Source organism: Microbacterium cucumeris, from assembly GCF_058349845.2.
In genome coordinates this window covers 1-24,712 of sequence record NZ_JBYRIZ020000007.1, presented here as the reverse complement: position 1 = coordinate 24,712, position 24,712 = coordinate 1, and the positions used below count along the sequence as shown (strand labels likewise).

Annotated in this window: 24 protein-coding genes and 1 pseudogene; 11 read left to right on the top strand and 14 right to left on the bottom strand. The window is 71.0% G+C overall.

Annotated features, from left to right (window positions below; all coding sequences use genetic code 11):
- The 3 genes from AC3RXZ_RS16500 to AC3RXZ_RS16490 form a co-directional block, all read right to left on the bottom strand.
- The gene (locus tag AC3RXZ_RS16500) at positions 1-981 is read right to left on the bottom strand and encodes an alpha-ketoacid dehydrogenase subunit beta (RefSeq protein WP_491494734.1); all 981 of its coding nucleotides are present in this window, start codon (positions 979-981) and stop codon (positions 1-3) included.
- Positions 978-2,123 (bottom strand): thiamine pyrophosphate-dependent enzyme, encoded by a 1,146-nt coding sequence (locus tag AC3RXZ_RS16495; RefSeq protein ID WP_491494733.1) that lies wholly within the window; start codon positions 2,121-2,123, stop codon positions 978-980. Before AC3RXZ_RS16495 ends, AC3RXZ_RS16500 begins: the two co-directional genes overlap by 4 nt.
- Positions 2,124-2,263: 140 nt before the next feature.
- Complete coding sequence (locus tag AC3RXZ_RS16490) at positions 2,264-3,331, bottom strand: histidinol-phosphate transaminase (RefSeq protein ID WP_243228372.1); 1,068 nt, start codon at positions 3,329-3,331, stop codon at positions 2,264-2,266.
- A 95-nt stretch (positions 3,332-3,426) separates the two neighbouring features.
- Here AC3RXZ_RS16490 and AC3RXZ_RS16485 point away from each other — a divergent pair, with 95 nt between their 5' ends.
- Positions 3,427-4,926 carry a hypothetical protein gene (locus AC3RXZ_RS16485; protein ID WP_491494732.1) on the top strand — a complete coding sequence of 500 codons (1,500 nt, stop codon included), beginning with the start codon at positions 3,427-3,429 and terminating at the stop codon, positions 4,924-4,926.
- A gap of 18 nt (positions 4,927-4,944) precedes the next feature.
- Here the strand turns inward: AC3RXZ_RS16485 and AC3RXZ_RS16480 are convergent, their stop codons facing one another.
- The gene (locus AC3RXZ_RS16480) at positions 4,945-6,000 is read right to left on the bottom strand and encodes a LacI family DNA-binding transcriptional regulator (protein ID WP_491494731.1); all 1,056 of its coding nucleotides are present in this window, start codon (positions 5,998-6,000) and stop codon (positions 4,945-4,947) included.
- Positions 6,001-6,059: 59 nt separating this feature from the next.
- Between AC3RXZ_RS16480 and AC3RXZ_RS16475 the strand changes: the two genes are divergently transcribed.
- Complete coding sequence (locus AC3RXZ_RS16475) at positions 6,060-7,286, top strand: MFS transporter (protein ID WP_491494730.1); 1,227 nt, start codon at positions 6,060-6,062, stop codon at positions 7,284-7,286.
- Between the two features lie 6 nt (positions 7,287-7,292).
- Here AC3RXZ_RS16475 and AC3RXZ_RS16470 read toward each other — a convergent pair whose 3' ends face one another.
- Positions 7,293-7,994, bottom strand: a complete 702-nt coding sequence (locus tag AC3RXZ_RS16470; RefSeq protein ID WP_491494729.1) for a response regulator — start codon at positions 7,992-7,994, stop codon at positions 7,293-7,295.
- Positions 7,952-9,130, bottom strand: coding sequence for a sensor histidine kinase (locus AC3RXZ_RS16465; RefSeq protein ID WP_491494728.1), 1,179 nt, complete (start codon positions 9,128-9,130; stop codon positions 7,952-7,954). The genes AC3RXZ_RS16470 and AC3RXZ_RS16465 overlap by 43 nt, the downstream gene beginning before the upstream one ends.
- 117 nt (positions 9,131-9,247) lie before the next feature.
- Between AC3RXZ_RS16465 and AC3RXZ_RS16460 the strand changes: the two genes are divergently transcribed.
- The 3 genes from AC3RXZ_RS16460 to AC3RXZ_RS16450 are packed head-to-tail and all read left to right on the top strand — an operon-like array spanning position 9,248 to position 11,475.
- A complete protein-coding gene (locus tag AC3RXZ_RS16460) occupies positions 9,248-10,033 on the top strand; it encodes a GAP family protein (protein ID WP_491494727.1) in 786 nt (261 codons plus the stop codon).
- Between the two features lie 38 nt (positions 10,034-10,071).
- Positions 10,072-10,767, top strand: a complete 696-nt coding sequence (gene nucS, locus AC3RXZ_RS16455) for an endonuclease NucS (RefSeq protein WP_491494726.1) — start codon at positions 10,072-10,074, stop codon at positions 10,765-10,767.
- 39 nt (positions 10,768-10,806) lie between these two features.
- Positions 10,807-11,475 (top strand): HAD hydrolase-like protein, encoded by a 669-nt coding sequence (locus AC3RXZ_RS16450; RefSeq protein ID WP_491494725.1) that lies wholly within the window; start codon positions 10,807-10,809, stop codon positions 11,473-11,475.
- A 108-nt stretch (positions 11,476-11,583) separates the two neighbouring features.
- Here the strand turns inward: AC3RXZ_RS16450 and AC3RXZ_RS16445 are convergent, their stop codons facing one another.
- Complete coding sequence (locus AC3RXZ_RS16445; RefSeq protein WP_136034351.1) at positions 11,584-11,790, bottom strand: cold-shock protein; 207 nt, start codon at positions 11,788-11,790, stop codon at positions 11,584-11,586.
- A gap of 701 nt (positions 11,791-12,491) precedes the next feature.
- Here AC3RXZ_RS16445 and AC3RXZ_RS16440 point away from each other — a divergent pair.
- Together AC3RXZ_RS16440 and AC3RXZ_RS16435 are read left to right on the top strand one after the other, a co-directional pair.
- The gene (locus tag AC3RXZ_RS16440) at positions 12,492-12,665 is read left to right on the top strand and encodes a CsbD family protein (protein WP_243228381.1); all 174 of its coding nucleotides are present in this window, start codon (positions 12,492-12,494) and stop codon (positions 12,663-12,665) included.
- A gap of 87 nt (positions 12,666-12,752) precedes the next feature.
- Positions 12,753-13,760, top strand: a pseudogene (locus AC3RXZ_RS16435) (carboxylate-amine ligase); the annotation flags it as partial.
- Positions 13,761-13,790: 30 nt separating this feature from the next.
- Here the strand turns inward: AC3RXZ_RS16435 and AC3RXZ_RS16430 are convergent.
- The gene (locus tag AC3RXZ_RS16430; RefSeq protein WP_243228383.1) at positions 13,791-14,351 is read right to left on the bottom strand and encodes a small multidrug efflux protein; all 561 of its coding nucleotides are present in this window, start codon (positions 14,349-14,351) and stop codon (positions 13,791-13,793) included.
- A gap of 157 nt (positions 14,352-14,508) precedes the next feature.
- Here AC3RXZ_RS16430 and AC3RXZ_RS16425 point away from each other — a divergent pair, with 157 nt between their 5' ends.
- Together AC3RXZ_RS16425 and AC3RXZ_RS16420 are read left to right on the top strand one after the other, a co-directional pair.
- Positions 14,509-15,717 carry a sensor histidine kinase gene (locus AC3RXZ_RS16425; RefSeq protein WP_491494724.1) on the top strand — a complete coding sequence of 403 codons (1,209 nt, stop codon included), beginning with the start codon at positions 14,509-14,511 and terminating at the stop codon, positions 15,715-15,717.
- The gene (locus AC3RXZ_RS16420; RefSeq protein ID WP_243228385.1) at positions 15,714-16,316 is read left to right on the top strand and encodes a response regulator transcription factor; all 603 of its coding nucleotides are present in this window, start codon (positions 15,714-15,716) and stop codon (positions 16,314-16,316) included. Before AC3RXZ_RS16425 ends, AC3RXZ_RS16420 begins: the two co-directional genes overlap by 4 nt.
- Positions 16,317-16,368: 52 nt before the next feature.
- On the opposite strand, the gene AC3RXZ_RS16415 is transcribed toward AC3RXZ_RS16420, so the two are convergent.
- From AC3RXZ_RS16415 to AC3RXZ_RS16390, 6 genes are all read right to left on the bottom strand, one after another.
- Entirely contained in the window at positions 16,369-17,094 is a 726-nt protein-coding gene (locus tag AC3RXZ_RS16415) for a VIT1/CCC1 transporter family protein (protein WP_243228386.1), read from the bottom strand.
- Between the two features lie 57 nt (positions 17,095-17,151).
- On the bottom strand, positions 17,152-19,335 hold the full coding sequence (locus AC3RXZ_RS16410; protein ID WP_498265596.1) for a heavy metal translocating P-type ATPase: 2,184 nt from the start codon (positions 19,333-19,335) through the stop codon (positions 17,152-17,154).
- A 66-nt stretch (positions 19,336-19,401) separates the two neighbouring features.
- Positions 19,402-19,659 (bottom strand): YHS domain-containing protein, encoded by a 258-nt coding sequence (locus AC3RXZ_RS16405; RefSeq protein ID WP_491494722.1) that lies wholly within the window; start codon positions 19,657-19,659, stop codon positions 19,402-19,404.
- Between the two features lie 12 nt (positions 19,660-19,671).
- Positions 19,672-21,960, bottom strand: a complete 2,289-nt coding sequence (locus AC3RXZ_RS16400) for a heavy metal translocating P-type ATPase (protein ID WP_491494721.1) — start codon at positions 21,958-21,960, stop codon at positions 19,672-19,674.
- 69 nt (positions 21,961-22,029) lie between these two features.
- Positions 22,030-22,986 (bottom strand): DUF8832 domain-containing protein, encoded by a 957-nt coding sequence (locus tag AC3RXZ_RS16395; protein ID WP_491494720.1) that lies wholly within the window; start codon positions 22,984-22,986, stop codon positions 22,030-22,032.
- Positions 22,986-23,195 (bottom strand): heavy-metal-associated domain-containing protein, encoded by a 210-nt coding sequence (locus AC3RXZ_RS16390; protein ID WP_243228391.1) that lies wholly within the window; start codon positions 23,193-23,195, stop codon positions 22,986-22,988. Before AC3RXZ_RS16390 ends, AC3RXZ_RS16395 begins: the two co-directional genes overlap by 1 nt.
- A gap of 187 nt (positions 23,196-23,382) precedes the next feature.
- Between AC3RXZ_RS16390 and AC3RXZ_RS16385 the strand changes: the two genes are divergently transcribed.
- The gene (locus tag AC3RXZ_RS16385; protein WP_243228392.1) at positions 23,383-23,628 is read left to right on the top strand and encodes a helix-turn-helix domain-containing protein; all 246 of its coding nucleotides are present in this window, start codon (positions 23,383-23,385) and stop codon (positions 23,626-23,628) included.
- A complete protein-coding gene (locus AC3RXZ_RS16380; protein WP_491494719.1) occupies positions 23,625-24,572 on the top strand; it encodes an SRPBCC family protein in 948 nt (315 codons plus the stop codon). Before AC3RXZ_RS16385 ends, AC3RXZ_RS16380 begins: the two co-directional genes overlap by 4 nt.
- Positions 24,573-24,712: the final 140 nt, after the last annotated feature.

The following is a 24,712-nucleotide window of genomic DNA, read 5'->3' as shown; positions in this document are numbered from 1 at the left end:
TCAGTAGGCCAGCGAACGGTCGACGGCCTCGAGGATGCGGTCGGCATCCGGGAGGTAGACGCCTTCGAGCTTGGCGGGCGGGAACGGGACGTCGAAGCCGGACACGCGCAGCACCGGAGCCTCCAGGGCGTAGAACGCCTGCTCCATGACGGTGGCGGCGATCTCACCGCCGACACTGGCGAAGCCCTGAGCCTCCTGCGCGTAGACCATGCGCCCGGTCTTGCGCACCGAGTCGAGGATCGGCCCGTAGTCCACAGGCGACAGCGAACGGACGTCGACGACCTCGCAGCTGGTGCCCTCGGCATCCGCCAGCGCCGCCGCCTGGAGCAGTGTCGTCACCATCGCTCCGTGCCCGACGAGCGTCACATCGGACCCCTGACGCACGACGCGCGAGGAGTGCAGTGGCGCCGCCGAGCCGGCGAGATCGACCTCGCCCTTGGGCCAGTAGCGGCTCTTCGGCTCCATGAAGATCACGGGGTCGTTCGAGCGGATCGCCTCCTGGATCATCCAGTACGCGTCGTTCGGCGTCGAGGGGCTCACCACTCGCAGTCCGGGGGTGTGCGCGAAGTAGGCCTCGGGGCTCTCCTGGTGGTGCTCGACCGCCCCGATGTGCCCGCCGTACGGGATGCGGATCACGACGGGCAGGCTGAGCGAGCCCTCGTGCCGGTTGGTGAGCTTGGCGAGCTGCGTCGTGATCTGGTCGAACGCGGGAAACACGAAGCCGTCGAACTGGATCTCGACGACCGGGCGGAAGCCGGCCATCGCCAGTCCGATCGCGGTGCCGACGATCCCGGACTCGGCCAGCGGAGTGTCCAGCACGCGCTGCGGACCGAAGTCGCGCTGCAGGTGCTCGGTGATGCGGAAGACGCCGCCGAGCTTGCCGATGTCCTCCCCCATGAGCAGGACCTTCGCGTCGTCCTCCATGGCCTTGCGCAGCCCGGCGTTGAGCGCCTTGCTGAACGGCATCGTCTCGATGGTCATGCCGCGCCTCCCGCCTGAGCCTGGTTCTCGTCGAACGAGGCCTCGTACTGCGCCAGCCACGCGCGCTGCTGCTCCATGAGCGGATGCGGCTCGCTGTACACGTGCGCGAACATCGAATCCGCGGTGGGCGGCCCGAGTTCCAGCGTCCGGGTCCGCAGGTCCTCGGCCGCGTCGGCCGCCTCGGCGTCCGCGTCGGCGAAGAAGGATGCCGCGGCACCTCGCCCCTCGAGGAAGGCCCGCATGCGGACGATGGGGTCGCGCAGCGCCCAGTGCTGCTCCTCGTCGCTGCCGCGGTACTTCGTCGGGTCGTCGCTGGTGGTGTGCGCCCCCAGACGGTAGGTCACGGCCTCGATCGCGCGCGGGCCGTGACCGGCCCGCGCCTCATCGAGGGCCACGCGGGACACCGCGTAGCTGGCGAGCACGTCGTTGCCGTCGACGCGGACGCTCGGGATGCCGTAGCCGGCGCTGCGTTCGACGAGCGGGACGCGGGACTGCGTCGACACAGGGACCGAGATCGCCCAGTGGTTGTTCTGCAGGAAGAACACGGTGGGCGCCTGGTAGCTCGCGGCGAACACCATCGCCTCGTGCACATCGCCCTGGCTGGACGCGCCATCTCCGTAGTAGACGACGACGGCCTCGTCGCGCTCGGGGTCCCCGGTTGCGGTGCGACCGTCGAACACCAGGCCCATGGCGTAGCCCGCGGCGTGCAGGGTCTGCGATCCGAGCACGAGCGTGTACAGCCGGGTGTTGCCGTTCTTGGGATCGGTCGGATCCCAGCCGCCGTGCGAGACGCCCCGCATGAGCTTGATGATGTCGAGCGGATCGACACCGCGGATCCGCGTCACCACGTGCTCGCGGTAGGACGGGAAGATCGTGTCCTGCGCACGGGCGGCGTGGGCCGATCCCACCTGCGCGGCCTCCTGGCCGCGGCTCGGCGGCCAGAGCGCCAGCTGTCCCTGCCGCTGCAGGTTGGTGGCCTGGGTGTCGATCCCGCGGATGACGACCATGTCGCGGTAGAACTGCTCGAGCTCGGCGTCGCCGATCGCCTCGATCAGCGGCACGTACCGGTCGGCGGCTTCCGAGGCGGCGAACGTGCCGTCCGCCTGCAGCACGCGCACGAGGGGGGTCTCAGGAGGGGTCACCCGCCCCACGCTACCCCCGCCCGCATGCCCCGTCACGCATACCTAGGGGGCCCTACTTTCTGCCCGGATTCCGGAGAATTCCGCGGTTTCCGGGCCGTCGAGGACCGATGCCCGGGCGCCGCGATGGCCCGAGAGGGACCTCAGCGCAGGGCGGCGGCCGTCTCGAGCACGCGGGCGATCGACTCCTCCTCGCCGACCGAGATGCGGATGCCGTCGCCGGCGAACGGCCGGACGATCAGGTCGGCCGCGACGAAGGCCGCGGCGACCTCATCGGTCCGCTCTCCGGTCGGCAGCCAGACGAAGTTGCCCTGGGCATCCGGCACGTCCCATCCCTGGGCGTTCAGACCGTCGCGCAGACGCGCGCGGCGCTCGACGATCACGGCCACCCGCTCGCGGAGCTCGGCCTCGGCATCCAGACTCGCGATCGCGGCACGCTCGGCGGCGCTCGTGACCGACAGCGGGATCCCGGTGCTGCGCGCGGCATCCAGCACCCGCGGATGCCCGATCGCGTAGCCCACGCGGAGTCCCGCCAGACCGAACGCCTTCGAGAACGTCCGCAGGACGACGACGTTCGGATGCTCCTCGAACACGCGCTCGGCGAGCCCGTCGACAGCGCCGTCGGCGGTCACGAACTCGGCATAGGCCTCGTCGAGGATGATGAGGACGTCGGCGGGGACGCGGGCGACGAAAGCGGCGAACTCGCTGCTCGTGACGATGGGGCCGGTCGGGTTGTTCGGCGTGCAGACGAGGATCGCGCGAGTGCGGTCGGTGACGGCATCCGCCATGGCGTCGAGGTCGTGGGTGGCGTCGGCGCGCAGGGGGACCGGCACGGCCGTGGCCCCTGCGATGAGCGGGATGCCCGGATAGGCCTCGAAGGACCGCCAGGCATAGATCACCTCGTCGCCGACGGAGGCCGCGGCGGCGATCAGCTGGTACAGGATCGATACGGAACCGGCGGCGACGTGCACGGCATCCGGTTCGACACCGTACCGCTCCCCCAGCCGGGCGCGCAGGGCGCCCGCGGTCGCGTCCGGATAGCGGTTGACCGGCACCGTTCTGCGCAGCGCCTCGGCGACCGAGGGCAGCGGATCGAACGGGTTCTCGTTGCTGGACAGCTTGAAGGCGTCGGCTCCGGCCTGCTTGCCCTGCCGGTACGGCGGAAGCGCGGCGATCTCGGGGCGGATGCGGGGCAGGATCGGCTCGGTCACGCTCCGAGTCTACGAGGGCGCGTCGCGATCCATCGGGGGGGCCGTTCCCTCCCGCTCTGATCGCGACCACAGGCGGTGATGGAAGAGTGGATGCCGTGAGACACGGGTGGGTGCGCGAGGTCGCGGGATGGCTTTCAGCGGCGGCGATCGCCGTCATCGTCACGGGTCAGGTCGTCTCGACCGCGCGCGGGGAGCTCCTGCTGCGCGACGGGGACTCCCTCGTGGTGCCGATGTTCGTCCGTTCCGTGCTCGAGGGGCAGGGCTGGGACTGGGCGATGTCGACGGTGCTGTTCCTTCCGGAGTCGGCTCTTTTCGCATTGCTGCACCTCGTCCTGCCGATCGGCATCGACGCGGTGATGCTCGTCAACGCCGCCGTCAACGTGCTCGCGCTGTACGGAGCGATCCGGTTCGTGGCGGGCCGACGCGACGACGGCCGCGCACCCGTGGCCTGGTCGGTGATCGCGGTGGCGGTGTTCGGGCTCCTCGCCGTTACGGAGGTCTCGGCCTCCCGCGACTCCCTCGAGCTCGCCTCGCTGCTGCTCACGACCACGTACTACTCGGCGACCGTGATCGCCGTCGTCGTCTCGATCGGGATCGCGCGTCGCCTCTGCGACCGGCCGGGATCCCGCCGGGGCATGCTGATCGCCCTGGCGGCCGTGGCGGCCGTCGCCTCGCTCTCGAACCCGCTGTACCTGGTGTGGGCGACGGTCCCGCTGGGAGCGGTGCTCGGCTTCGCCGCCCTGCGCGAGAACGACCGCGCCCGGATGCTGTCGCTGCTGTGGTGGCTCCTGGGCGGAACGGCGGTGGGCCTTCTCGGTCGTATTCCGTTATCGGCATGGATCGAGAACTCGGGGCTCGGGTACGCCCGGCCGCAGCTCTGGCCGGAGTCGGCGCAGTACTACGGCGACCTGCTCGCGCAGCGCCTGTCGACGCCGCTGGGCTGGGTCGCCGCGGCCGTGATCGTGGCGCTGCTCGTCCTGGCGGTGCGACGGACGCTGCGCGCATCCTCGCGCGGTGAGCGGCTGGTCGCGGCATCCGCCTGGATGCTCCCCGTCCTCGTCGTGGTCGGTGCGATCGCCCTGGGGACGAACGCCGCCCGATACCTCGAGCCGGTCGTGTTCGCGCCGATCCTCGCTCTCGTCGCCGCTCCCCGCACCCTGCGGTTCTCCCCTGCCGTCCGCCGTACCGCGACCGCGGCCGCCGCCGTCCTGCTGCTCGTCGGGGCCGGCCTCAGCGTGCCGCGCTCCGCGATCGCCGCCACGGCGCCCGACGCGGACCTGGCCTGCGTCACGGACTGGATCGACGAGTCCGGCCAGACCGGAGCGGGACAGTTCTGGACGGTGCGTCTGCCGAAGCTGCACCTGGCCGATCCGACGCAACTCATCCAGGTCGATCACCGGCTGAACGGCTACTCCTGGCTCGTGAACCGCGCGGACTTCGACACCACGTCCGTGAGCTTCCTGCTCGCGGATGAGAAGACGCAGAGCTGGGAGGTGTCGCTCGGGACGATGGAGATCGACGTCGTGGACTGCGGGCGGTACACGATCTACGACCTCGCTCCCGAGGAGCTGCCCCTGGGCTTCCCGCACTCCTGACCGCGGAGCCCGACGGAGTCAGTGCGCGGGCGCGGCCGTCGTGGTGCCGGCGCGGAACCAGCAGGTCAGATGCTGGGAGACCGCGGCCTCCCCGCGCAGCATGCGCGTCGCCTGCTCGCCGGCCGCACGGCCCTTGCGGGTGGCGGGCTGCACGGAGGTCGTGAGGATGTGCCGGCCGAGTCCGTCGACCGTGACACCGTCGAAGCCCGTCACGCTGAGGTCCTGAGGGACGCGCAGTCCGCGCTCCTCGGCGGCGCGGATGACCCCGGCGGCCAGCAGGTCGCTCTGCGCGAGCACGGCGGTCGGCCGGGACTCCTCGTCCGCGAGGAGCGCACGGCCGGCGATGAGCCCCTCGTCGATCGAGCTGTGCGCGGCCGACACGGCGGGCGCGTCGGGGAACACCTCCCGAATCCCGTCGAGGCGGTCGCGCGTGACGTCGACCGTCGCCGCGGCCAGGCGCTCCGGGGTGACCGGACCGCGCTCGCGCGCGCTGTCCAGGGCCAGGGTGAGCACCGCGACGTCACGGTGGCCGAGTCCGTGGACATGCCGGGCGACGTCGCGCGCGGCATCCCTGTTGTCCAGCGTGATCCGGGGGATGTCCTCGCCAGCGTCTCCTTCGATGACGACCACGGGGATGCCGCGTCCGCGCACGATCTCGAGAGACCGACGGGTGCGGCCGGAGCATCCGATCAGGATGACGGCGTCGACCGGCGCGTTCGTCAGGTTCGCGCCCTCGGCGGCGGCGTCCTCACGCAGGAGGAGCACGGCCGCCCCCAGCTCAGCGAGTCCGTCCGTGATGCCGTCCATCATCGCGATCGTGACCGGGTCCAGGAAGACGGTGCGCACCGGTCCCTCCAGCACGACCGCCACGATCCCGCTGCGACCCGTCCGCAGCGATGCAGCGCGGGGGTCCGGTCCTGCGTAGCCGAGGGATGCCGCGGCCGCCAGCACGCGTTCGCGCGTGGCCTCCGCCACGTGGGCCTTGCCGCTGAACACCACGGATGCCGTGGACGGGGCCACACCGGCCGCGCGGGCGACGTCGGCGATGGTCGCGCGACGGGGAGCTGGGTCCATGCCTCCGAGGATACGCGGTCCGTTTCCGCAGATCGAATCGATTCGATACGCTGTGAAGCATGGATGCCCGGCTGACCCGATCCCAGTACGTGCGGTGGCGCAATGCGATCTTCGCGATCTTCCTCGCCAGCGGCGTCTCGATTGCGACCTGGGCCGCGCGCGTCCCCGACATCAAGACCGCGCTCGACATCGACAACGCCCAGATCGGGCTCCTCCTGCTCGGCATGGGAATCGCGTCGATCGTGGGCGTCTCGACGAGTCCCGCCGTCATGGCCAGGACCGGTGCGCGCCGGGGGATGCTCATGCTCCTCGTCATGCTCGCGGTCGGGATCGCCGTGGTGGGCCTGGGCGCCACCGTCCTCGGATCGTTCCCCGTGGTCATCGTCGGTCTCGTGCTGTTCGGGTTCGGGAACGGGTGTCTCGACGTCATGATGAACGTCGAGGCGACCGCCGTGGAGCAGCACGCCGGGAAGACGATCCTCCCGCTGTTCCACGCCTTCTTCAGCTTCGGCACGGTCATCGGCGCCGGTGCCGCGTGGGCGGCCACGCGGCTTCACGTCGAGGTGGCGCCGCATGCGGGCGTCATCGCCGTGCTGATCCTGGTCACGGCGTTCGTCTCCATCGCGAACGTCCCCAATCGCGACGAGGCCCTGGACACCGCGCAACCGGGGGAGAAGCCCCATTGGCGCGAACGCACGCACACGGCACTGGAGGCCTGGCGCGAGCCGCGCACCTACGTGCTCGGCATCGTCATCCTCGGCATGGCCTTCGCGGAGGGCGGCGCGAACGACTGGCTGGCGCTCGGCGTCTCCGAGGATCACGGGTTCGGCGCCCAGAACGGTGCGGCAGCACTCACCGTCTTCTCCGTCGCGATGACCACTGTCCGCGTGTTCGGCGGTCCGCTGGTCGACCGCTTCGGCCGCGTGCTCGTGCTGCGCATCCTCGCGGTCTCGGCGGCGGGAGGCATCCTGCTGTTCATCCTCGCCCCGAACCTGCCGCTCGTGTTCGTCGGTGCGGCGCTGTGGGGTGTCGGGGCCTCGCTCGGCTTCCCGCTGGGCATGTCCGCCGCCGCCGACGATCCGGCCAAGGCCGCGGCGCGCGTGAGCGCCGCAGCGACGATCGGCTACGCAGCGTTCCTGTGCGGTCCGCCGGTGCTCGGCCTCATCAGCGAGCACATCGGGCTGCTGAACACGCTGTTCATCCTGGTGGCGCTCGTCGCGGCATCCGGTCTCGCCTCGGGAGCGGCGCGTCCGCTCACCGCTTCCCAGAAGACCGCCGTGCGCTGACGCGGTTCACCGGTCGCCGGGGATGCTCACGGCGCCCGAGCGCACGAGGGCCGCGGCGTGCGAACGGCTGCGCGCGCCGAGCTTCGCCAGCACGTTGGAGACGTGGGTCTTCACGGTCGGGACCGAGATCCCGAGCCGCTGAGCGAGTTGCGCGTTCGACAGTCCGCTCTGGATGCCGTCGAGCACCTCGCGCTCGCGGGCGGTGAGCTCGACCTCGACGCCCGGTTCGGCCGTGTCGGTGGGGGCCGCGGAGACGATCGCGGCGAGCGCGCGCCGGGTCACGCGCGGGTCCAGCGTGCCGTGCCCCGCGGCGACGGCACGCACGGCCTGCACGAGCGTGGGCGCATCGGCCGTCTTGAGCAGGAATCCGGCCGCTCCCGCAGCGAGCGCTCCCATCACGAGGTCGTCCTCGTCGAAGCTCGTCAGCACGAGGACGTCGGCCAGGCCGCGCTCGACGATCTCCCGCGTCGCGGAGACGCCGTCGCGACCCGGCATCCGCAGGTCCATGAGCACCACGTCCGGGCGCAGAGCCGCCGCGTTGCGCACCGCGACGTCGCCGTCGGCGGCCTCGCCGACGACCTCGATTCCGTGCGTCTCGAGCATGATGCGCAGGCCCTCGCGGATCGCACCGTGATCATCGGCCAGCAGCACGCGCACCGACGCCGTCACGACCGCGCCTCCTCGGGGATCGAAGCCTGCACGGACCATCCCCCGGGGACGGGCCCGGCGGAGAAGGTGCCCTCGAGGGCACGGACCCGCTCGCCCAGCATGCTCAGCCCCCAGCCGGATCCCTGCGCACCGGGGCGAGGCCGGCCGCCGCGGGACTCGACCGACACCCGCACCTCTCCGGGCTCTCGCGCGACCGCGACGTCGACAGCGGAACCCGCGGCGTGACGTTCGCAGTTCGCGAGACCTTCGCGCACGACCCGCAGTACGGCCTGCTCGACGGGGGCCGAGAGACCGCGCGGCGCCTCGCCGGCCGTGACGGACAGCCCGCAACGGCGCGCCGACTCGACGGCCCGATCCCAGTCGGCGGCCCCGAGGGGCGCGACGAGCTCGGCGTCGCCGTCGCGCAGGACGGTGATCATCGTGCGCAGGGCGGAGTGGGCGTCGAGCCCGGCATCCCGCACCGCCTGCAGAGCCGCGCGATCGGCGTGCGCATCCGCGGGGTTCGACAGCGCGGCCTCCGACCTGATGGCCATGGCCAGCACGTGACCGGCGACCGTGTCGTGCAGTTCGCGCGCCATGGACTCTCGTTCGCGGCGCACGGCGACCTCCTGGTCCCGCGCCGCCTGCCTCTCCACCTCCTGAGCGCGCAGCCGGTGGAGCTCGGCGAGCTCGTGCGCCTGCGACACGGCCACCGCCCACCAGTAGTCGGTGCCGAAGATGGCGCCGAACTGCACGGCGATCACGAAGGCCGTCGGCAGGTCCGCACGGGTGGCGAACAGGGCCGCGACGAACAGCACGACCACGGCGCCGATGAGACAGCCCGCGAGGATGCCGCGCATGCGCGGGCTCGCGAGGAAGACCGCGGTCCACAGCACGTCGAGCAGGACCAGCAGGGTCCCGATGCCGCCCACCGTGAGCACGTCCCCGATGAACAGGAGCGACACGAGAACGAGGACGAGCATCGGATGCCGGCGCTTGGCGAGCGCGAGGGCGCACGCCGGGAGGGCGAAGGCCAGCGCCCACCACGGGGACAGTTCGATGCCGGGGAGGGTGAACGGCCCCCAGATCCCGCGGAACCCGAACGCCGCGAAGATCACGCCGAGCAGCGCCATCGCGAGGGGATCCAGCAGCCATCGGTGCCGGAGATACGCCGCCCCGGCGCGCGATCGGCTCATCCCCTCCATCACCCCATGCAATCACGCCCGCCCGCCCGTCACATCCGACCAAGGGATGAGTGCCCATCGCGACCTTCGCCCGATCCGCCCGCGACGGCGTGACAGGACGCTGGACGCATGGAGATCTTCGCCGGAGCCCCGCTGCTGCTGTCGCTCGCCGTGCTCGCACTCGTGGACAGCCTCAGCATCGGCACGCTGCTCATCCCGCTCTTCCTGCTGCTCGCGCCAGGGCGGGTGCGGGTCGGGCGCGTCCTGCTGTACCTCGTCACGATCGCGGGCTTCTATCTCGTCGTCGGACTTCTGTTCCTGTGGGGTCTGGTGAACGTCGTCGACGTCGCCGCGGAGATGCTGTCCTCTCCGGCGGGGGCCGCAGTCCGGCTCGTGGTCGGTGCAGGGCTGCTCGTCGGATCGTTCCTCATCCCGACGTCCTCGAAGCAGAAGGTCCCGGCGGGGCCGCCGGCAGCCGGCGAGGTCGGGTCCGAGTCCGCGACCGCGGACACGGCCGGGCAAGGACGCATCGCACGCTGGCGCGCACGCCTGCTCGCCCCCGACGCCACGCGGTGGGCGCTCGTCTCGGTCGCGATCGCCGCCGGGGTCGTCGAGGTGGCCACCATGGTGCCGTACATCGTCGGGATGACGATGCTCGCCGACTCCGGAGTGGACACCTCGGTCCGCGTGCTCGCGCTCGTGGGCTACTGCCTGGTGATGATCGTGCCCGCGCTGATGCTGCTGCTGATCCGCGTCGTCGCCGCCCGCGCGATCGCCGGTCCGCTCGAGCGCCTCGCCGCCTGGATGCAGCGCACCGCGGGGGAGACGACCGCATGGATCATCGGCATCCTCGGATTCCTCATCGCCAGGGCCGCCGCCACGGAGCTGGGACTGTTCGAGTTCCTCGGAGGGTGACGCGCCGAGCGCGCCGCCGGGACGGTTAGGCTCGTCGGGTGCGTCTCGTCATCGCCCGCTGCTCGGTCGACTACTCCGGCCGTCTCAACGCCCATCTGCCCCTCGCCACGCGCCTGCTGGTGCACAAGGGCGACGGCAGCCTGCTCGTGCACTCCGACGGCGGGAGCTACAAGCCGCTGAACTGGATGAGCCCGCCGTGCTCGCTCGCGACCGAGGCTCCGGGCGAAGAGGAGTCCACCGCCGGCGTCGTCGAAGTCTGGCGCGTCACGCACAAGAAGACCGGGGATGCGCTCCGGGTGCAGATCTACGAGATCCTGCACGACACGAACCACGACCTCGGGATCGACCCCGGCCTGCAGAAGGACGGCGTCGAGGCCGACCTGCAGCGCCTGCTCGCCGAACAGGTCGAGCTCCTCGGCGAGGGCACGACGCTCGTGCGCCGCGAGTATCCGACCGCGATCGGCCCTGTGGACCTGATGGTCCGGGATGCCGCGGGCGCCGCGGTCGCGGTCGAGGTGAAGCGCCGCGGGGACATCGACGGCGTCGAGCAGCTCACACGCTATCTCGAGCTCCTGGGGCGCGACCCGCACCTCGCACCCGTGACCGGCGTCTTCGCCGCGCAGGAGATCAAGCCGCAGGCCCGGGTGCTCGCCGAGGACCGCGGCATCCGCTGCCTCGTCCTGGACTACGACGAGATGAAGGGCATCGAGTCCGGGGTCCCCCGCCTGTTCTGACGGTCGGAGCGCACCCTCCGGCGCACCTAGGCTGGAAGCATGCCCCACTCCCCGTACTCCTGCGTGCTGTGGGACGTCGACGGCACGATCGTGGATGCCTCCGTCGGCATCCTGCGCCGCCTGACCGTCGCGCTCACGCACTTCGGTCACCCCGCTCCCACCTACGAGCAGCTCACGCATTGGATCGGACCGCCGATGTTCCAGTCGTTCCAGGACCAGGCGGGGATGACCCCGGAGCAGTCCCGGGAAGCCGTGGCGTTCTACCGCACGCTCGGCAAGGCGGATGGCTACACCACCGATGTGGTCACCTACCCAGGGGTGGCGGAGCTGATCCGCGAACTGCACGCCGACGGCATCCCGCAGGCGACGGCCAGCTCCAAGCCCGAGATGCAGGTCGACGCGCTCGTCGACCACTTCGGCCTGCGGACGTCCTTCCTGACCACGGTCGGCGCGACACCCGATGAGGCCACGCTCGCGTCCAAGACCGACATCGTGGCGGAGGCGCTGCGGCGCCTCGACGAGCGCGGGGCGGACGTGTCACGACCCGTGCTGATCGGCGACCGTCATCACGACGTCGAGGGCGGCGCCGCGAACGGCGTGCCGGTCATCTTCGTCGAGTGGGGCTTCAGCGACCCGGTCGAGGGGGATGACGCGGCGTTCCGCGCCGCGAACGTCGGCGAACTGCGGAGCCTGCTGCTCACGCCGTGACGCGCGGCCCCGGAAAGACACCGGCCCGGCCAGCCCTCAGAAGCACAGAACTCCCCGCCGGATGCGCGGATCTGCGCACCGGTCGGGGAGCTCAGTGAAGATTCGCCCTCAGAGGGGGCGGATGTTCTCGGCCTGCAGGCCCTTGGGGCCTTGCGCCACATCGAACTCGACGCGCTGGTTCTCGTCGAGCGAGCGGTAGCCGGAGGACTGGATGGCGGAGTAGTGCGCGAACACGTCGGCGCCTCCGTCGTCAGGGGAGATGAAGCCGAAGCCCTTCTCCGAGTTGAACCACTTGACCGTGCCCTGGGTGCTCATGTACTGCCGTTCTGCTGGGTAGAAAGCCGACGCAGGATGCACCGACACGGCTAACGCTAGTGGAGCACGGCGTTCGCGGAAACGGCCAGCGCGAAGAAGGTAACCCAAATGTTGCATGCGCGTCATGCGCCGGCATCCGAAGCGGCGGCAGGAACGGAAGTGGCCCCCATCGCGGGGGGAGCGATGAGGGCCAGAAGACGACCGGAGGGTGCGTCGGATACAGCCTAACCCGAAATCCGGAAACTTGTCCCCCATTTGGGGGACAAATCTGGAAAATCGTGGGATGATGTCTCGATAGCGGCCCCCTCGAATAGCCCATTGGGGACTGAACTACTCGAGGGGGCCCAATCGCATGTGAGGATCGTCCGGCTCTGGGGAGAACCAACCGTCTTCTGGGGTGAGACGGTGACGATCGATCCCCGTTCACATGCACCTTCACCATAGGGGAGGGTGAGTGGCCGCGTCCATGGTCTCGGACCACGGATCGCGGCCCGTGAAGGTGGGGGAGGACCCGTCCGGGTCGCAGGTTCCGGGAGGAGATAGGCGCACAGCGCGGATGCCGCATCCGCCGCCCATCTCCCCCGAAACCGCGAGCTTTCCGCCCGCCCGGCGCCGATAACCGCTGAGGCCGTGTGCGTCAACCCCGTCGACCTGGAGCACCGCTCGGCGCAGAGTGGGTCATCCGAACGAAGGAGGATGACATGGGAATCGACGACAAGGCCAAGAACGCCGCCGAGAAGGTGGCCGGGCACGTCAAGGAGACGGCCGGCAAGGTGACCGACGACGAGACGCTCGAGGCGGAGGGTCGCGCACAGCAGGCGAAGGCCGATGTGAAGCAGGCTGCCGAGAACGTCAAGGACGCGGTCAAGGACTAGTCCCGCTGCACCGGCGGTGAGCCATGACACGTTTCGGGGTCGAGGAGGAGTACTTCTTCCTCGACCCCGACTCTCTCGCCCCCGGTCCCCGCGGCCGCGCGAGCGAAAAGCACCCTCGGGGATGCCGAGATCGCCGGCGCCTTCACGAGCGAGTTCCTCACCTGCCAGCTCGAGTACGCCACCTCTCCGGCGCAGACGCTGATGCAGGCGCGCGAGCAGATCACCGGAGCCCGCGCAGCGATCGCGGAGTTCGCCCGCGAGGACGGTTGCGTTCTCGGGCCGGTCGGAACGCCCTTCGGGACGGGGGATGCGCACATCTCTCCGACGACGCGCTACCGGGACATCGCCCGCTGGCTGGCCGACATCGCCGGCGGACATCACGTCTGCGGGCTGCACGTGCACGTCGAGATCGACGACCCCGAAGACCGCGTCCGTGCGCTGAACCGGCTGCGCCCCTGGCTTCCCGTGCTGCTCGCCCTGGCCGGCAACTCGCCGTTCTGGCACTCGCGCATCACCGGCTACCGCAGCTGGCGCACCGTCCTCATGCGGCGGCTGCCGACCATGGGCTGCCCTCCCCTGTTCCGCGATCACGCGCACTACCGCCATCATCTCAAGGAGCTGATCCGTGTGCGCGCCGCGCCGGACGCGGCGTCCCTCGCATGGGCGGCGCGCTTGTCGGAGCGGTTCCCGACCGTCGAGGTGCGCGTGTTCGACTCCCAGCTCGACCCGGACGACACGCTCCTGCTGGCCGCCCTGACCCGCGCGATCCTGACGACGGAGCAGGATGCCGGGACCACCCTCGACACCGACCTCATCGACGCCACGCTCTGGATGGCGGCGCGCGAGGGATTGAACGCCGCCCTGATCGATCCGTCCACCGGGGAGGTCTCCAACGCCCGGATGCTCCTCCAGGAATTGATGCGGCTCATCGAGCCTCAGCTGGAGCGGACCGGCGACACCGCGTTCGTCCGCGAGCGGATCGCGCACATCCGATCGGCCGGCACCGGTGCAGAGCGGCAGCTCGCGGCGCTGCGGACCGGGGGAGTGCCCGGCCTCGCGCGGTTCCTCGGAGCACGCGCAGGGCGGGTGGCGTGACGCCACCCGCCCTGCGCTTCCGCCGGTCGATCAGGCCACAGCGTGGATCACGCCGGTCAGGATCAGCGTGATGAGGGTCGTCCAGCCGACGATCGCCACGCCCTGCCAGATGAGGATGCGCGCCTTGCCGATGCCGCCGGCCGCGAGCATCGTGGCGGTGAACTGCGTGGGGAGCAGCAGGGGGCCGAGCAGGCTGACACCGGGAACGCCGTAGCGCTCCAGCGCCCGCTGGAACTTCGCGCGCCGCGCGGCCTTGCGCTCGCTCTCCTCCGGCTCGTCGACCGGCACGGTGACGGTCGCCCCCGAGCCGCCCACCGCGACGGCCTCGCGGGCCTGCACCTTCGCGCGGTGCCGGGTGACGACCGCGTTGCGCGCTCCGGCGCTGATAAAGACGAGCACCGCGACGCAGACGAAGTTGCCGACGATGGCCGCGATGGCGGCGATCACCGGGGGGATGCCGCCGATGATCCCGATGGCGGCGGCACCCTCGCCCTCGATGAACGGCACGGCACCGGCCGCGGCCACGATCAGCGGCTGGATGAACTCGGGCACCTGTGCGACGAGGTTCTGGAAGGTCTCGATGAGGTTCATGTCCTGCTCCTGTGGTTGTCCGCGGCGGCCCTTCCGCCTGGCGATGACTCCATTTCACCGGCCGTCGCGGCGGCCGGGAAGTGTGCCGCTGTCACCGGATTCCGGGCGGTCCGCACGTTCCGTGGGTGACATGTGTCATGGCCGTAATGTGGAGGACATGACGAGTCCGACCGGGGGAGACGACGCGGCGGAAGCCCTGGGAGACGGCGCCGTCGGAGCGCGCCGCCTCGCGCGCGGCATCACGGCGACGTGGTGGTACACGGCGTCCGCCGTCATCCTGTTCGAACTGCTGGTCGTGCTGTTCGCCATGGGCGCTCTCGCCGAGACCGGTCGAACGGTCGGCGCCGTTCTCGTGGTGGGTCTCGGCGGACTGGCCTGGTGGGGCGCGACCCTGATGCTGCTGCTCGCGTACCGGCATCGAGACGAGACGGCCGGGACCGGACCCTGGCAGCGGTTCCTCCTCCCCCTGGTGGTCGGCGCCGCCTACGCGGTCGCCGCGGGTGCGGTGACCGGGATGTGGACCGTGGCGGCGATCGCGCTGTTGCAGCCTCTGGTGCTGTTGAACTGGCCGCGCGGGGTGCGGTTGCGACTGGTCCTCGCCGCCACCGCCCTGCTGATCGCCCTGTGGGTCGTCGATCAGCGCACCGGTGCGGTGGACACGGCCGCGCAGGCCGCGTGGTGGGTGTTCGCCGTCTTCGCCATCCTCCTCCCCGTGATGTCGGTCACCTCGTTGTGGTGGTGGGACGTGCTGAGGACCCTCGACCGGGCGCGGGTCGCCGAGGCGCGCCTGGGCGCGACGCAGGAGCGGCTCCGGGTGGCGACCGACGTGCACGACCTGCAGGGGCACCACCTGCAGGTGATCGCGCTGCAGCTCGAACTCGCCGAGCGCCTCATGGCCAAGGACCCGGACGCCGCGCTCGATCAGATCCGGCTCGCGAGGACGAGCGTCGACGAAGCGCGTCAGGGCACGCGGGATCTCGCCCTGCGGTTCCGCTCGGTGCCGCTGACCGACGAGATCGCGAACGCGGTCGATCTGCTGCGGGCGGCCGGGACGACCGCGGAGTCCACGGTGGATGCCGCGGCCGACGCCGCCCCGGCATCCGTGCTCGGACCGGTGATCCGGGAGACCACGACGAACGTCCTGCGTCACGGCGGCGGGAAGTGGGCGCGGCTCTCGCTGACCCGCACCGACGGCGCCTGGCGCTACGAGATCGCGAACGACGCCGGCTCCTCGGCCGCGAGCCCCGACGGGTCCGGCCTGGAAGGCATCGAGCGCCGCGCGGCCGAGGCCGGCGGAGATGTGCGGATCGACCGCGGGCGCACCGAGTTCACCGTCGTCGTGACGGTCCCGGAGGGAGCACGATGATCCGCGTACTCGTGGCCGACGACGAGGCGATGATCCGGTCGGCCCTCGCCTCACTGCTGCGCCTGGAGGACGACATCGAGGTCGTGGCCGAGTGCGCCGACGGTGCTGAGGCGATCGCCGAGGCCACGCGCCTGGAGCCGGACATCTGCCTGCTCGACCTGGAGATGCCGCGCTTCGACGGCGTGCAGGTGGCCGAACAGCTGAACCGCCGCGTCCCGACCCGCTGCATCGTCGTGACCCGCCATGCCCGCCCCGGTGTGCTGCGGCGCGCGCTGGCCTCTGGCGTCTCGGGCTTCCTGCCGAAGTCGCGCGGCGCCGACGAGGTCGCCCAGGTCATCCGTCGCGTCGCCGCCGGTGGGCGCTACGTGGACCCCGAGATCGCCGCAGACGCGCTGAGCGACGAGCGCTGCCCGCTCACCGACCGCGAGCTGGACGTGCTCCGCGCCGGCCGCCGCGGTGAGACGACCGGACAGATCGCACGCGCTCTCTCCCTCGCACCCGGCACCGTGCGCAACCACGTGTCGGCCGTGCTGGGCAAGCTCCAGGTCGCGACCCGGCAGCAGGCGGTGCTCCTCGCCGAGGAGCGCGGCTGGATCTGAGCCTCGGCCGCCCCAGCATCCTCGACCCGTACCGCGACCGGCGCATCCCGCGTCACACGACGGTCGTGCCGAACAGACTGCCGACGAGGTAGGTGGCGGCGAGCGCCAGCGCGCCGCCGATGACCGTCCGCACGATCGCGCGCGCCCGGTTCGCGCCGCCGATCCACGCGGCGACGTATCCCGTGATCGCGAGAGCGACGAGCACCGTCACGAATGTCAGCGCGATGCGCGCGGGATGCGGCGCGAGCAGGATCGTCGCCATCGGCAGCAGCGCGCCCAGGACGAACGCGACGGCCGAGGCGAACGCGGCATGCCAGGGGCTCACCACGTCGTCCTCGTCGATGTTCAGCTCGACAGACAGATGCGCGGCCAGGGCGTCTTCGGCGGTCAGCTCGTGCGCCACCTGCGTCGCGGTCTCGCGGGACAGGCCCTTCGCTTCGTAGAGCCCGATCAGCTCGGCGAACTCGGCCTCGGGGTCGTCGGCGAGTTCGCGCTTCTCCTTCGCGATGAGCGCACGCTCCGAATCCCGTTGACTCGAGACGGAGACGTACTCACCGAGCGCCATCGAGATGGCGCCTCCGACGAGCGCTGCGGCCCCGGCGATGAACACTGGCCCGGTGTCCGCCGTGGCGCCGGCGACACCGACCACGACGGCCGCGGTCGACACGATCCCGTCGTTCGCCCCGAGGACACCCGCGCGCAGCCAGTTCAGCCGCTGTGCGAGGCCCTGCGTATGCGGCTCATCCGGGTGGGCTCCGGGCACACCGTCGGCTTCCATGGTCCTCCGTCCGTCACGCCTGATTCTGTCCGAGTCCGGCGGACGGCGAAACCCGGCTCAGCGTCCGAGGATCGCGCGTGTCGTCACCTCGGGGCGCAGATCCAGCCGGCGCAGCAGCTGCGCGTTCGCCGCCACGACGACCGTCGACAGCGACATGAGGATCGCCCCCACCGACATCGGGAGCACGAAGCCGACGGGTGCGAGGACCCCGGCCGCGAGCGGCACGGAGAGGAGGTTGTACCCCGCGGCCCACCACAGGTTCTGCTTCATCTTGCGATAGGCGGCGCGCGAGAGCTCGATAACCGACAGCACCGATCGGGGATCGTCGCTCGCGAGGATCACGCCGGCCGACGCGATGGCGACGTCGGTTCCGGCGCCGATCGCGAGACCCACGTCGGCCTGCGCCAGGGCGGGAGCGTCGTTGACGCCGTCGCCCACCATGGCGATCCTCCGCCCCTCGCGCTGCAGCTCCTGCACCGTGGCAGCCTTGTCCTCGGGTCGGACGCCCGCGAAGAACCGGTCGATTCCGAGATCGTTCGCGACCGAACGGGCGACGGCCTCGGCATCCCCTGTGATCATGACGACCTGGACGCCGAGCGCGTGCAGGGCGTCCACCGCGTCCCGCGACTCCGGGCGGATCTCGTCTGCCAGCTTCAGGGCACCCACGACCGCCCCGTCGCGCAGGACGTGCAGGATGATGGCACCGTCGGCGCGCCACGTGTCGGCGATCGGGAGTTCCTCGGCTCGCTCCTCGGTGAGCAGGTGCGGACCGCCGACCCGGACCGTCGATCCGGAGACGGTCGCCGTCACCCCGACGGCGGGGGACGAGGAGAAGTCCGCGCTGGACGCGACCGGCAGCCCGCGGTCGGACGCCGCCCGCACGATCGCACGGGCGAGCGGATGCTCGCTGTCGGCCTCGGCGGCCGCGGCGAGAGCCAGTACGGCGTCGGCGCCCTCTCCGTCGATCACCGAGATGTCGGAGACCACAGGCTCGCCCTTGGTGAGCGTCCCGGTCTTGTCGAAGAGGACGGTGTCGACCGTCCGCATGCTCTCGAGCGCCAGCCGGTCCTTCACGAGGACGCCGCCGCGCGCCGCGCGTTCGGTCGCGATAGAGACGACCAGCGGGATCGCAAGACCCAGCGCGTGCGGGCAGGCGATCACGAGCACGGTGATCGTGCGGATGACGGCCTCGTCCGGCATCCCGACGAGCGTCCAGACCAGCGCCGTGACGACCGCGGCTCCCAGGGCGAACCAGAACAGCCAGCCGGCGGCCGTGTCTGCCAGCCGCTGGGCGCGGGAGGACGAGTTCTGCGCCTCGGTCACCAGACGCCGGATGCCGGCGAGAGCGGTGTCGTCACCGGTGGCGGTGATCTCGACCCGCAGGCCCGAGTCGGTGGCCACGGTGCCCGCGGTCACGGACTCGCCGGGGCCTCGCGTCACCGTGCGGGACTCCCCGGTGATCATCGACTCGTCCATGGCGGCGCGTCCGTCCACGATGCGGCCGTCGGCGGGGACGCTTCCGCCGGGGCGCACGACGACGAGATCGCCGACGACGAGATCGTCGGGGGCGACGACGACCACCTGACCGTGCTCGAGGCGCTCGGCCTCGTCCGGCAGCAGGGCCGCGAGGGAGTCCAGGGCGGACGTCGTCTGCGCGAGAGAGCGCATCTCGATCCAGTGGCCGAGCAGCATGATGACGATGAGCAGGGCGAGTTCCCACCAGAAATCGAGCTCGTGATGGAGGATGCCGAGACTCGCGCCCCACGATGCGAGGAAGGCGACCGTGATGGCGAGTCCGATCAGGAGCATCATCCCGGGCCTGCGTGCCCGGATCTCACCGACGGCGCCGGTGAGGAAGGGCCGACCTCCCCAGATGTACATGACCGTGCCGAGCACGGGGGAGACCCAGCCGAGGCCGGGAATCGCGGGAAGCCGGTACCCGAGGATCATCGCGAACATGCCCGACAGCACGACCGTCGGGACGGCGAGGACCAGCATGATCCAGAACAGCCGCCGGAACGGCCCGACGTGGTCGCCGTGCCCCGCATGCCCGCCGTGCCCGCCGTGGGCCTCGTGTCCGCCTCCCTCGTTCGCGGAGCGAGCCCCTCCTTCGTTCGTTGAGCGAGCCCCTCCGTCGCTCGTTGAGCGAGCGGAGCGAGTCGAAACGCGGTGCCCATCATGCCCCGCGTGCTCCTCATGCCCCCCGTGCCCCGCGTGACCGTTCTCGTGCTGGTCCGACATCCTCTTCTCCTCCTCGTTCACCCGTGCTGTGCGGGGGCCGTCGGGCGCCCCGCACAGCGTCCCGGCTCACGCCGCCGCGACGTACCTCGCGGGGTCGGCGTCGAACTTCGGCCCGCAGCCCGCGCAGCAGAACCAGTAGCGCTCGCCCTCATAGTCTCGGTAGAGCCCGGCCGCTTCGGCATCCGCCTTGACGACGACGCTGCCAGCCATGACGGGGCATTCGGCCAGGTCGGATGCGGACCGGGCGAGAAGGTCCTTGCGGCCTGCGGCGTCGACGCCGCCGCGACCGTCGATGCTGCAGCAGGATCCTGTCGATTCGGACATGTGGTGTTCCTCTCAGTGGTGGGAGCCGGCGACCGCCGACGTGGATGACTCCGTCGCACGACTGCGGAACGACCGCAGTCGCAGGCTGTTGCCGACGACGAAGACGCTGGAGAACGCCATGGCGGCTCCGGCGAGCATGGGATTGAGCAGTCCGAGCGCCGCCAGGGGGATCGCGGCGACGTTGTAGGCGAAGGCCCAGAACAGGTTGCCCTTGATGGTGCCGAGCGTGCGGCGCGAGAGCCGGATCGCGTCGGCCGCGCTGCGCAGGTCGCCGCGGACCAGCGTGATGTCGCTGGCCTCGATCGCGACGTCGGTGCCGGTGCCCATCGCGAGTCCGAGATCCGCCTGGGCAAGCGCGGCGGCGTCGTTGACGCCGTCGCCGACCATCGCGACGACCTTGCCGTCGGCCTGCAGGCGCGTGACGACCTCGGCCTTGTCCGCGGGAAGGACCTCGGCGATGACCTCGTCGATGCCGACCTCGGCCGCGATCTGCTCGGCGGCCGCGCGGTTGTCACCGGTCAGCAGGATCGGCATGAGGCCGAGGGCCTTCAGCTGCGCGATGGCCTCGGCGCTCGTCGGCTTCACGGCATCTGACACGACCAGGATGCCGCGGGCGCGTCCATCCCAGCCGACAGCGATGGCCGTCCGGCCCTGTCGCTCCGCCTCGGCCTTGACGGCTGCGAGGTCGGCGGGCAGCGGCTGCGCCCAGTCTGCCAGCAGCGATTCGCGGCCGACGAGCACGCCGTGTCCGTCGACGACGCCCTGGACACCCTTGCCCTCGATGTTCGTGAAGTCCTCGGGCGCCGGGAGCGGGCCGAGCTCCTGGGTCGCAGCCTTCGCGATGGCCTGGGCGATCGGGTGCTCCGAGGCATCCTCCAGGGCTCCCGCGAGCCGGAGCAGGTCGGCCCGGTCCACGCCGTCCGCGGGGTGCACGCCGACGAGCGTCATGCGACCGGATGTGACGGTGCCGGTCTTGTCGAGCACGATCGTGTCGACCGTGCGCGTGGACTCGAGGACCTCGGGGCCCTTGATGAGGATGCCCATCTGCGCGCCGCGGCCGGTGCCGACCAGCAGGGCGGTCGGGGTCGCGAGTCCGAGGGCGCACGGGCACGCGATGATGAGCACGGCGACAGCGGCCGTGAAGGCGGCGGATGCCGGGAAGCCGGCGCCCAGCCAGGCCCCCAGGGTCACGACGGCGATCGCGATGACGATCGGCACGAAGATGCCGGACACCCGGTCCGCCAGACGCTGGACCTCGGCCTTGCCGGACTGCGCATCCTCGACGAGTCGCGCCATCTGCGCGAGCTGGGTGTCGGCGCCCACACGGGTCGTGCGCACCACGAGGCGTCCGCCGGCGTTCACGGTCGCTCCGGTGACGGCGTCGCCGGGGCCCACCTCGACGGGAACGGATTCCCCGGTGAGCATCGACGCGTCCACGGCCGAGGTCCCCGAGACGACCACTCCGTCGGTGGCGATCTTCTCGCCCGGGCGGACGAGGAACTCGTCGCCGACGGCGAGGTCGGAGATCGGGATGCGGGTCTCGATGCCGCCACGCAGCACGGCGACGTCCTTCGCGCCGAGCTCGAGCAGCGCGCGCAGGGCGGCGCCGGCCTGACGCTTGGAGCGCTTCTCGAAGTAGCGCCCGGCGAGGATGAACGTCGTGACGCCCGCGCCGACCTCGAGGTAGATGTTCGCGGCACCGTCGCTCGGCGCGACGGTCAGCTCGAACGGATGGGTCATCCCCGGGACACCGGCCGTGCCGAAGAACAGCGCATACAGGGACCACAGGAACGCGGCGATCGTGCCCATCGAGATGAGCGTGTCCATGGTCGCCGCGCCGTGACGGAGGTTCGTCCAGGCCGCCCGGTGGAACGGCCAGGCGCCCCACACGATCACAGGGGCGGCGAGCGCGAGCGACAGCCACTGCCAGTACGGGAACTGGAGGGCGGGGATCATCGCCATCGCGATGACGGGAACGGTCAGCAGCGCCGAGACGACGAGGCGCGTGCGCAGAGCGGTGAGCTCGGCATCCGGAGCGTCCTCGGGGTCGGCCTGACCTGCGTCTGCAGGCGGAGCCGGCAGTTCGGCCGTGTAGCCGGTCTTCTCGACCTCGGCGATGAGCAGTGCCGTGTCGAAGCCGGCGGGGGCTGTGACCTTCGCCTTCTCGGTGGCGTAGTTGACCGTCGCGGTGACGCCCTCGAGACGATTGAGCTTCTTCTCGATCCGCATGGCGCAGGACGCGCAGGTCATGCCGCCGATCTCCAGCTCCACGCTGGCTACGTCGTTCGTCGTGTCGCTCATGTGTGTCTCCTCAGGAGTTCGAAGGGCGAGAAACCGTTCCCGCCGCGAGGCAGGTGGTTTCTCGATGTGTCAGTGTCCGCCGTGGTCGCCGTCGGCCGGCTCCTCGCCGGGCACGGAAGCGGATGCCGCGGCATCCAGGACGAACTGCGCCGTGCGGACCTCGCCGTCCACCTGGAAGTCCAGGTAGAGCAGGTAGCGGCCGGCGGACGGCACCTCTGCGGTGAACGCGACCGTGGGTCCGGCCAGGTCGTCGGGCCGCGGTTCCTCTCCGTGGGCGTGGACGTGCAGGTACGCGAGGTCTCCTTCGCGCAGGGCCACGAGATGTCCGAAGGCGCCGAGATACGGCTCGAGCGTCGTGACGGGATCGCCGTCGCGGGTGACCTCGATGGTGAGCTCGCTGCCGGTTCCGGCGACGAGATCGCCGCTCACGGCGACGTCGAAGCCGTCGACCTCGTCCTTCGTCACGATCGCCGTCGCGGGTCGCGGCGCGACGGCGCCGGCGACGTCCACCTGGCGGGAGAGCGTGGCGCTCCTGCCGTCCGCCGTGAAGTCCGCGTAGACGCGGTACGTTCCCGCGGCATCCCACGTCCACGGCAGCGACCAGGTGCCGGTCGCGGCGTCCAGTTCGGGATGGACGTGTCGATAGCCGGTGCCGTCGCTGCGCACCACGATGAGGTGCAGCTGCTTTCCGTGGGCGGTCTCGAAGTCGGTCACGGGTTCACCCGCGGTCGTCAGGATGCGGAAGGACAGTGTCCCTTCGGTGGCGGCCTCCGCCGGGGCCTCGACGCGGTCGAGGACGAAGCCGGATGCCGAGATGGTCACGCCGCTCACGTTCTGCTCCTCCTTCGGCGCCGGATCGGCGCCCTGCTGTTCCTGTTCGGCGTGGCCGGCCGGTTCGGCGTGGCCCGCCTGGGTCCATTCGGCGACGATGCTCGCCGGCACGAGTGCCCCGGCCGCCGCGTAGGCGGCGCCGAAGGCGATGACGAGTCCTGCGCCGTAGAGGCCGAGCCGGCCGACGGTGTTCATCAGACCCGGACGGCTGTGTAGCCGGCCTCGTCGACGGCGGCGATGATCGCGGCGTCGTCCAGAGGCTGGTCGCCGGTCACGACGAGCTTGCCGGTCTGCGCGCTGACATCGATGCCGGAGACACCGGTGACCTGGGAGACCTCTTCGCGGACGGACATCTCGCAGTGACCGCATGTCATTCCGGTGACCTGGTACTCGGTGGTGCTCATGGTGCTTCCTTTCGTACGATTCGAATACCCCTAGGGGGTATATCTGACTCAACCCTATACCTGGGCGGGGTATTCCCGTCAATCCGCTTCGGGTGGGCGGCAAGAGCTATAGCGGGATTCGGAGACTGGTCACCCACTCCAAGCAACCGACGTTGACAAGACCGGCGAAGCAACGTAGGTTGACAGCATGGAATCCACGACCCTCGCCTCGGCGGCCGCCGACATCAGCGACCCGCGCGCCGGGCTGCGCGCCGTGTCGTCGCTGCGCAAGCTCGCCGACACCCTCGAGCTCCGTCAGGTCGAGGCGGCGCTGCGCGCCGGCTTGAGCTGGCAGGACATCGCGGATGCGCTCGGTGTCAGCCGCCAGGCGGTTCACAAGAAGTACGCCAAGCGCGTCGACCCGTCGATCCCGTTCCCGCGGAGGAACGCATGAGCCGCTTCCTGTCCATGGCCGCGACGATGCAGACACTGAGCCTCGCCGCCATGGAGGAGGCGTCCCGGGAAGGCCGGCGTGAGGCCGACATCGAGCATCTGCTGATGGCTCTGACCCTGAATGAGCAGATCGCCGGTCAGGTCCTGCGCCGCAAGGGCGTCACACTCGAAGCGGTGCGGACGGCCGTCGCCGCACAGCATGCCCAGCAGCTGAGCTCCCTGGGCGTGACGACGGATGCCGAGCAGCCCGGCCGCATCGTCTTCCATGAGACGTCCGGATACGCGTGGAACGACCGCGCGCTGCGCGTGCTGAACCTCGCCGGCGACGGAGGCGCCTCGGACGTGCTGCGCGGCCTCGTGATCGAGCCGAGCGGCATGATCGCCGAGATCCTGGAACAGCTGGGCACGTCGGCGGACGCCGTGACCGCCGAGCTCGATGTCCTCGAGCACCTGCCCCGGCACGCACGGGCCGGCCGGACGCCGCGCACGAGCTTCGAGACGTTCATCCCGGCATCCATCGCCGACGTGTGGGCCCTCGTCTCGGACGCCGAACGGATGCCGGACTGGGAGCCGATGATCGATTCCGTGTCACCCCGCGACGACGACGGATGGGATGCGCGAGCGCGGACCGTCCGCGACGACGGCCGACCGATCTCGGTGAAGCCCCCGTTCCTCGCCCGCCGGATCGAGCGACTCGAGGCACTCGAACCGACCCGTGTCACCTGGCGGTTCACCTTCCCCGACGCGCCGGGCTCGAACGCGCAGAGCCTCACCCTCGACCTCGCGCCCGCGGCAGGCGGAACGCAGTTGACCCTGACGAGCTCGTGGACCACCCACGCCGGCTGGCGCGGCATGATCGGGCGGATGCTGCGCCCGCTGCAGCGCCTGCTGAACTGGATGCGCCTGCTGCAGACGGGAAGCGCGATCAGCCGCGTCTTCCGGTGACACGCGAAAGGCCTCCGGTCCGGATCATCCGGTCGGAGGCCTTTGCCCTGCGGTGCGCGAGGGGGTGTCTGGTTTCAGGACATCGTGAACGGGTGTCTCAAGGCATCGTGAACGCTGCCGCATGCGTGCGCGGGATGTCT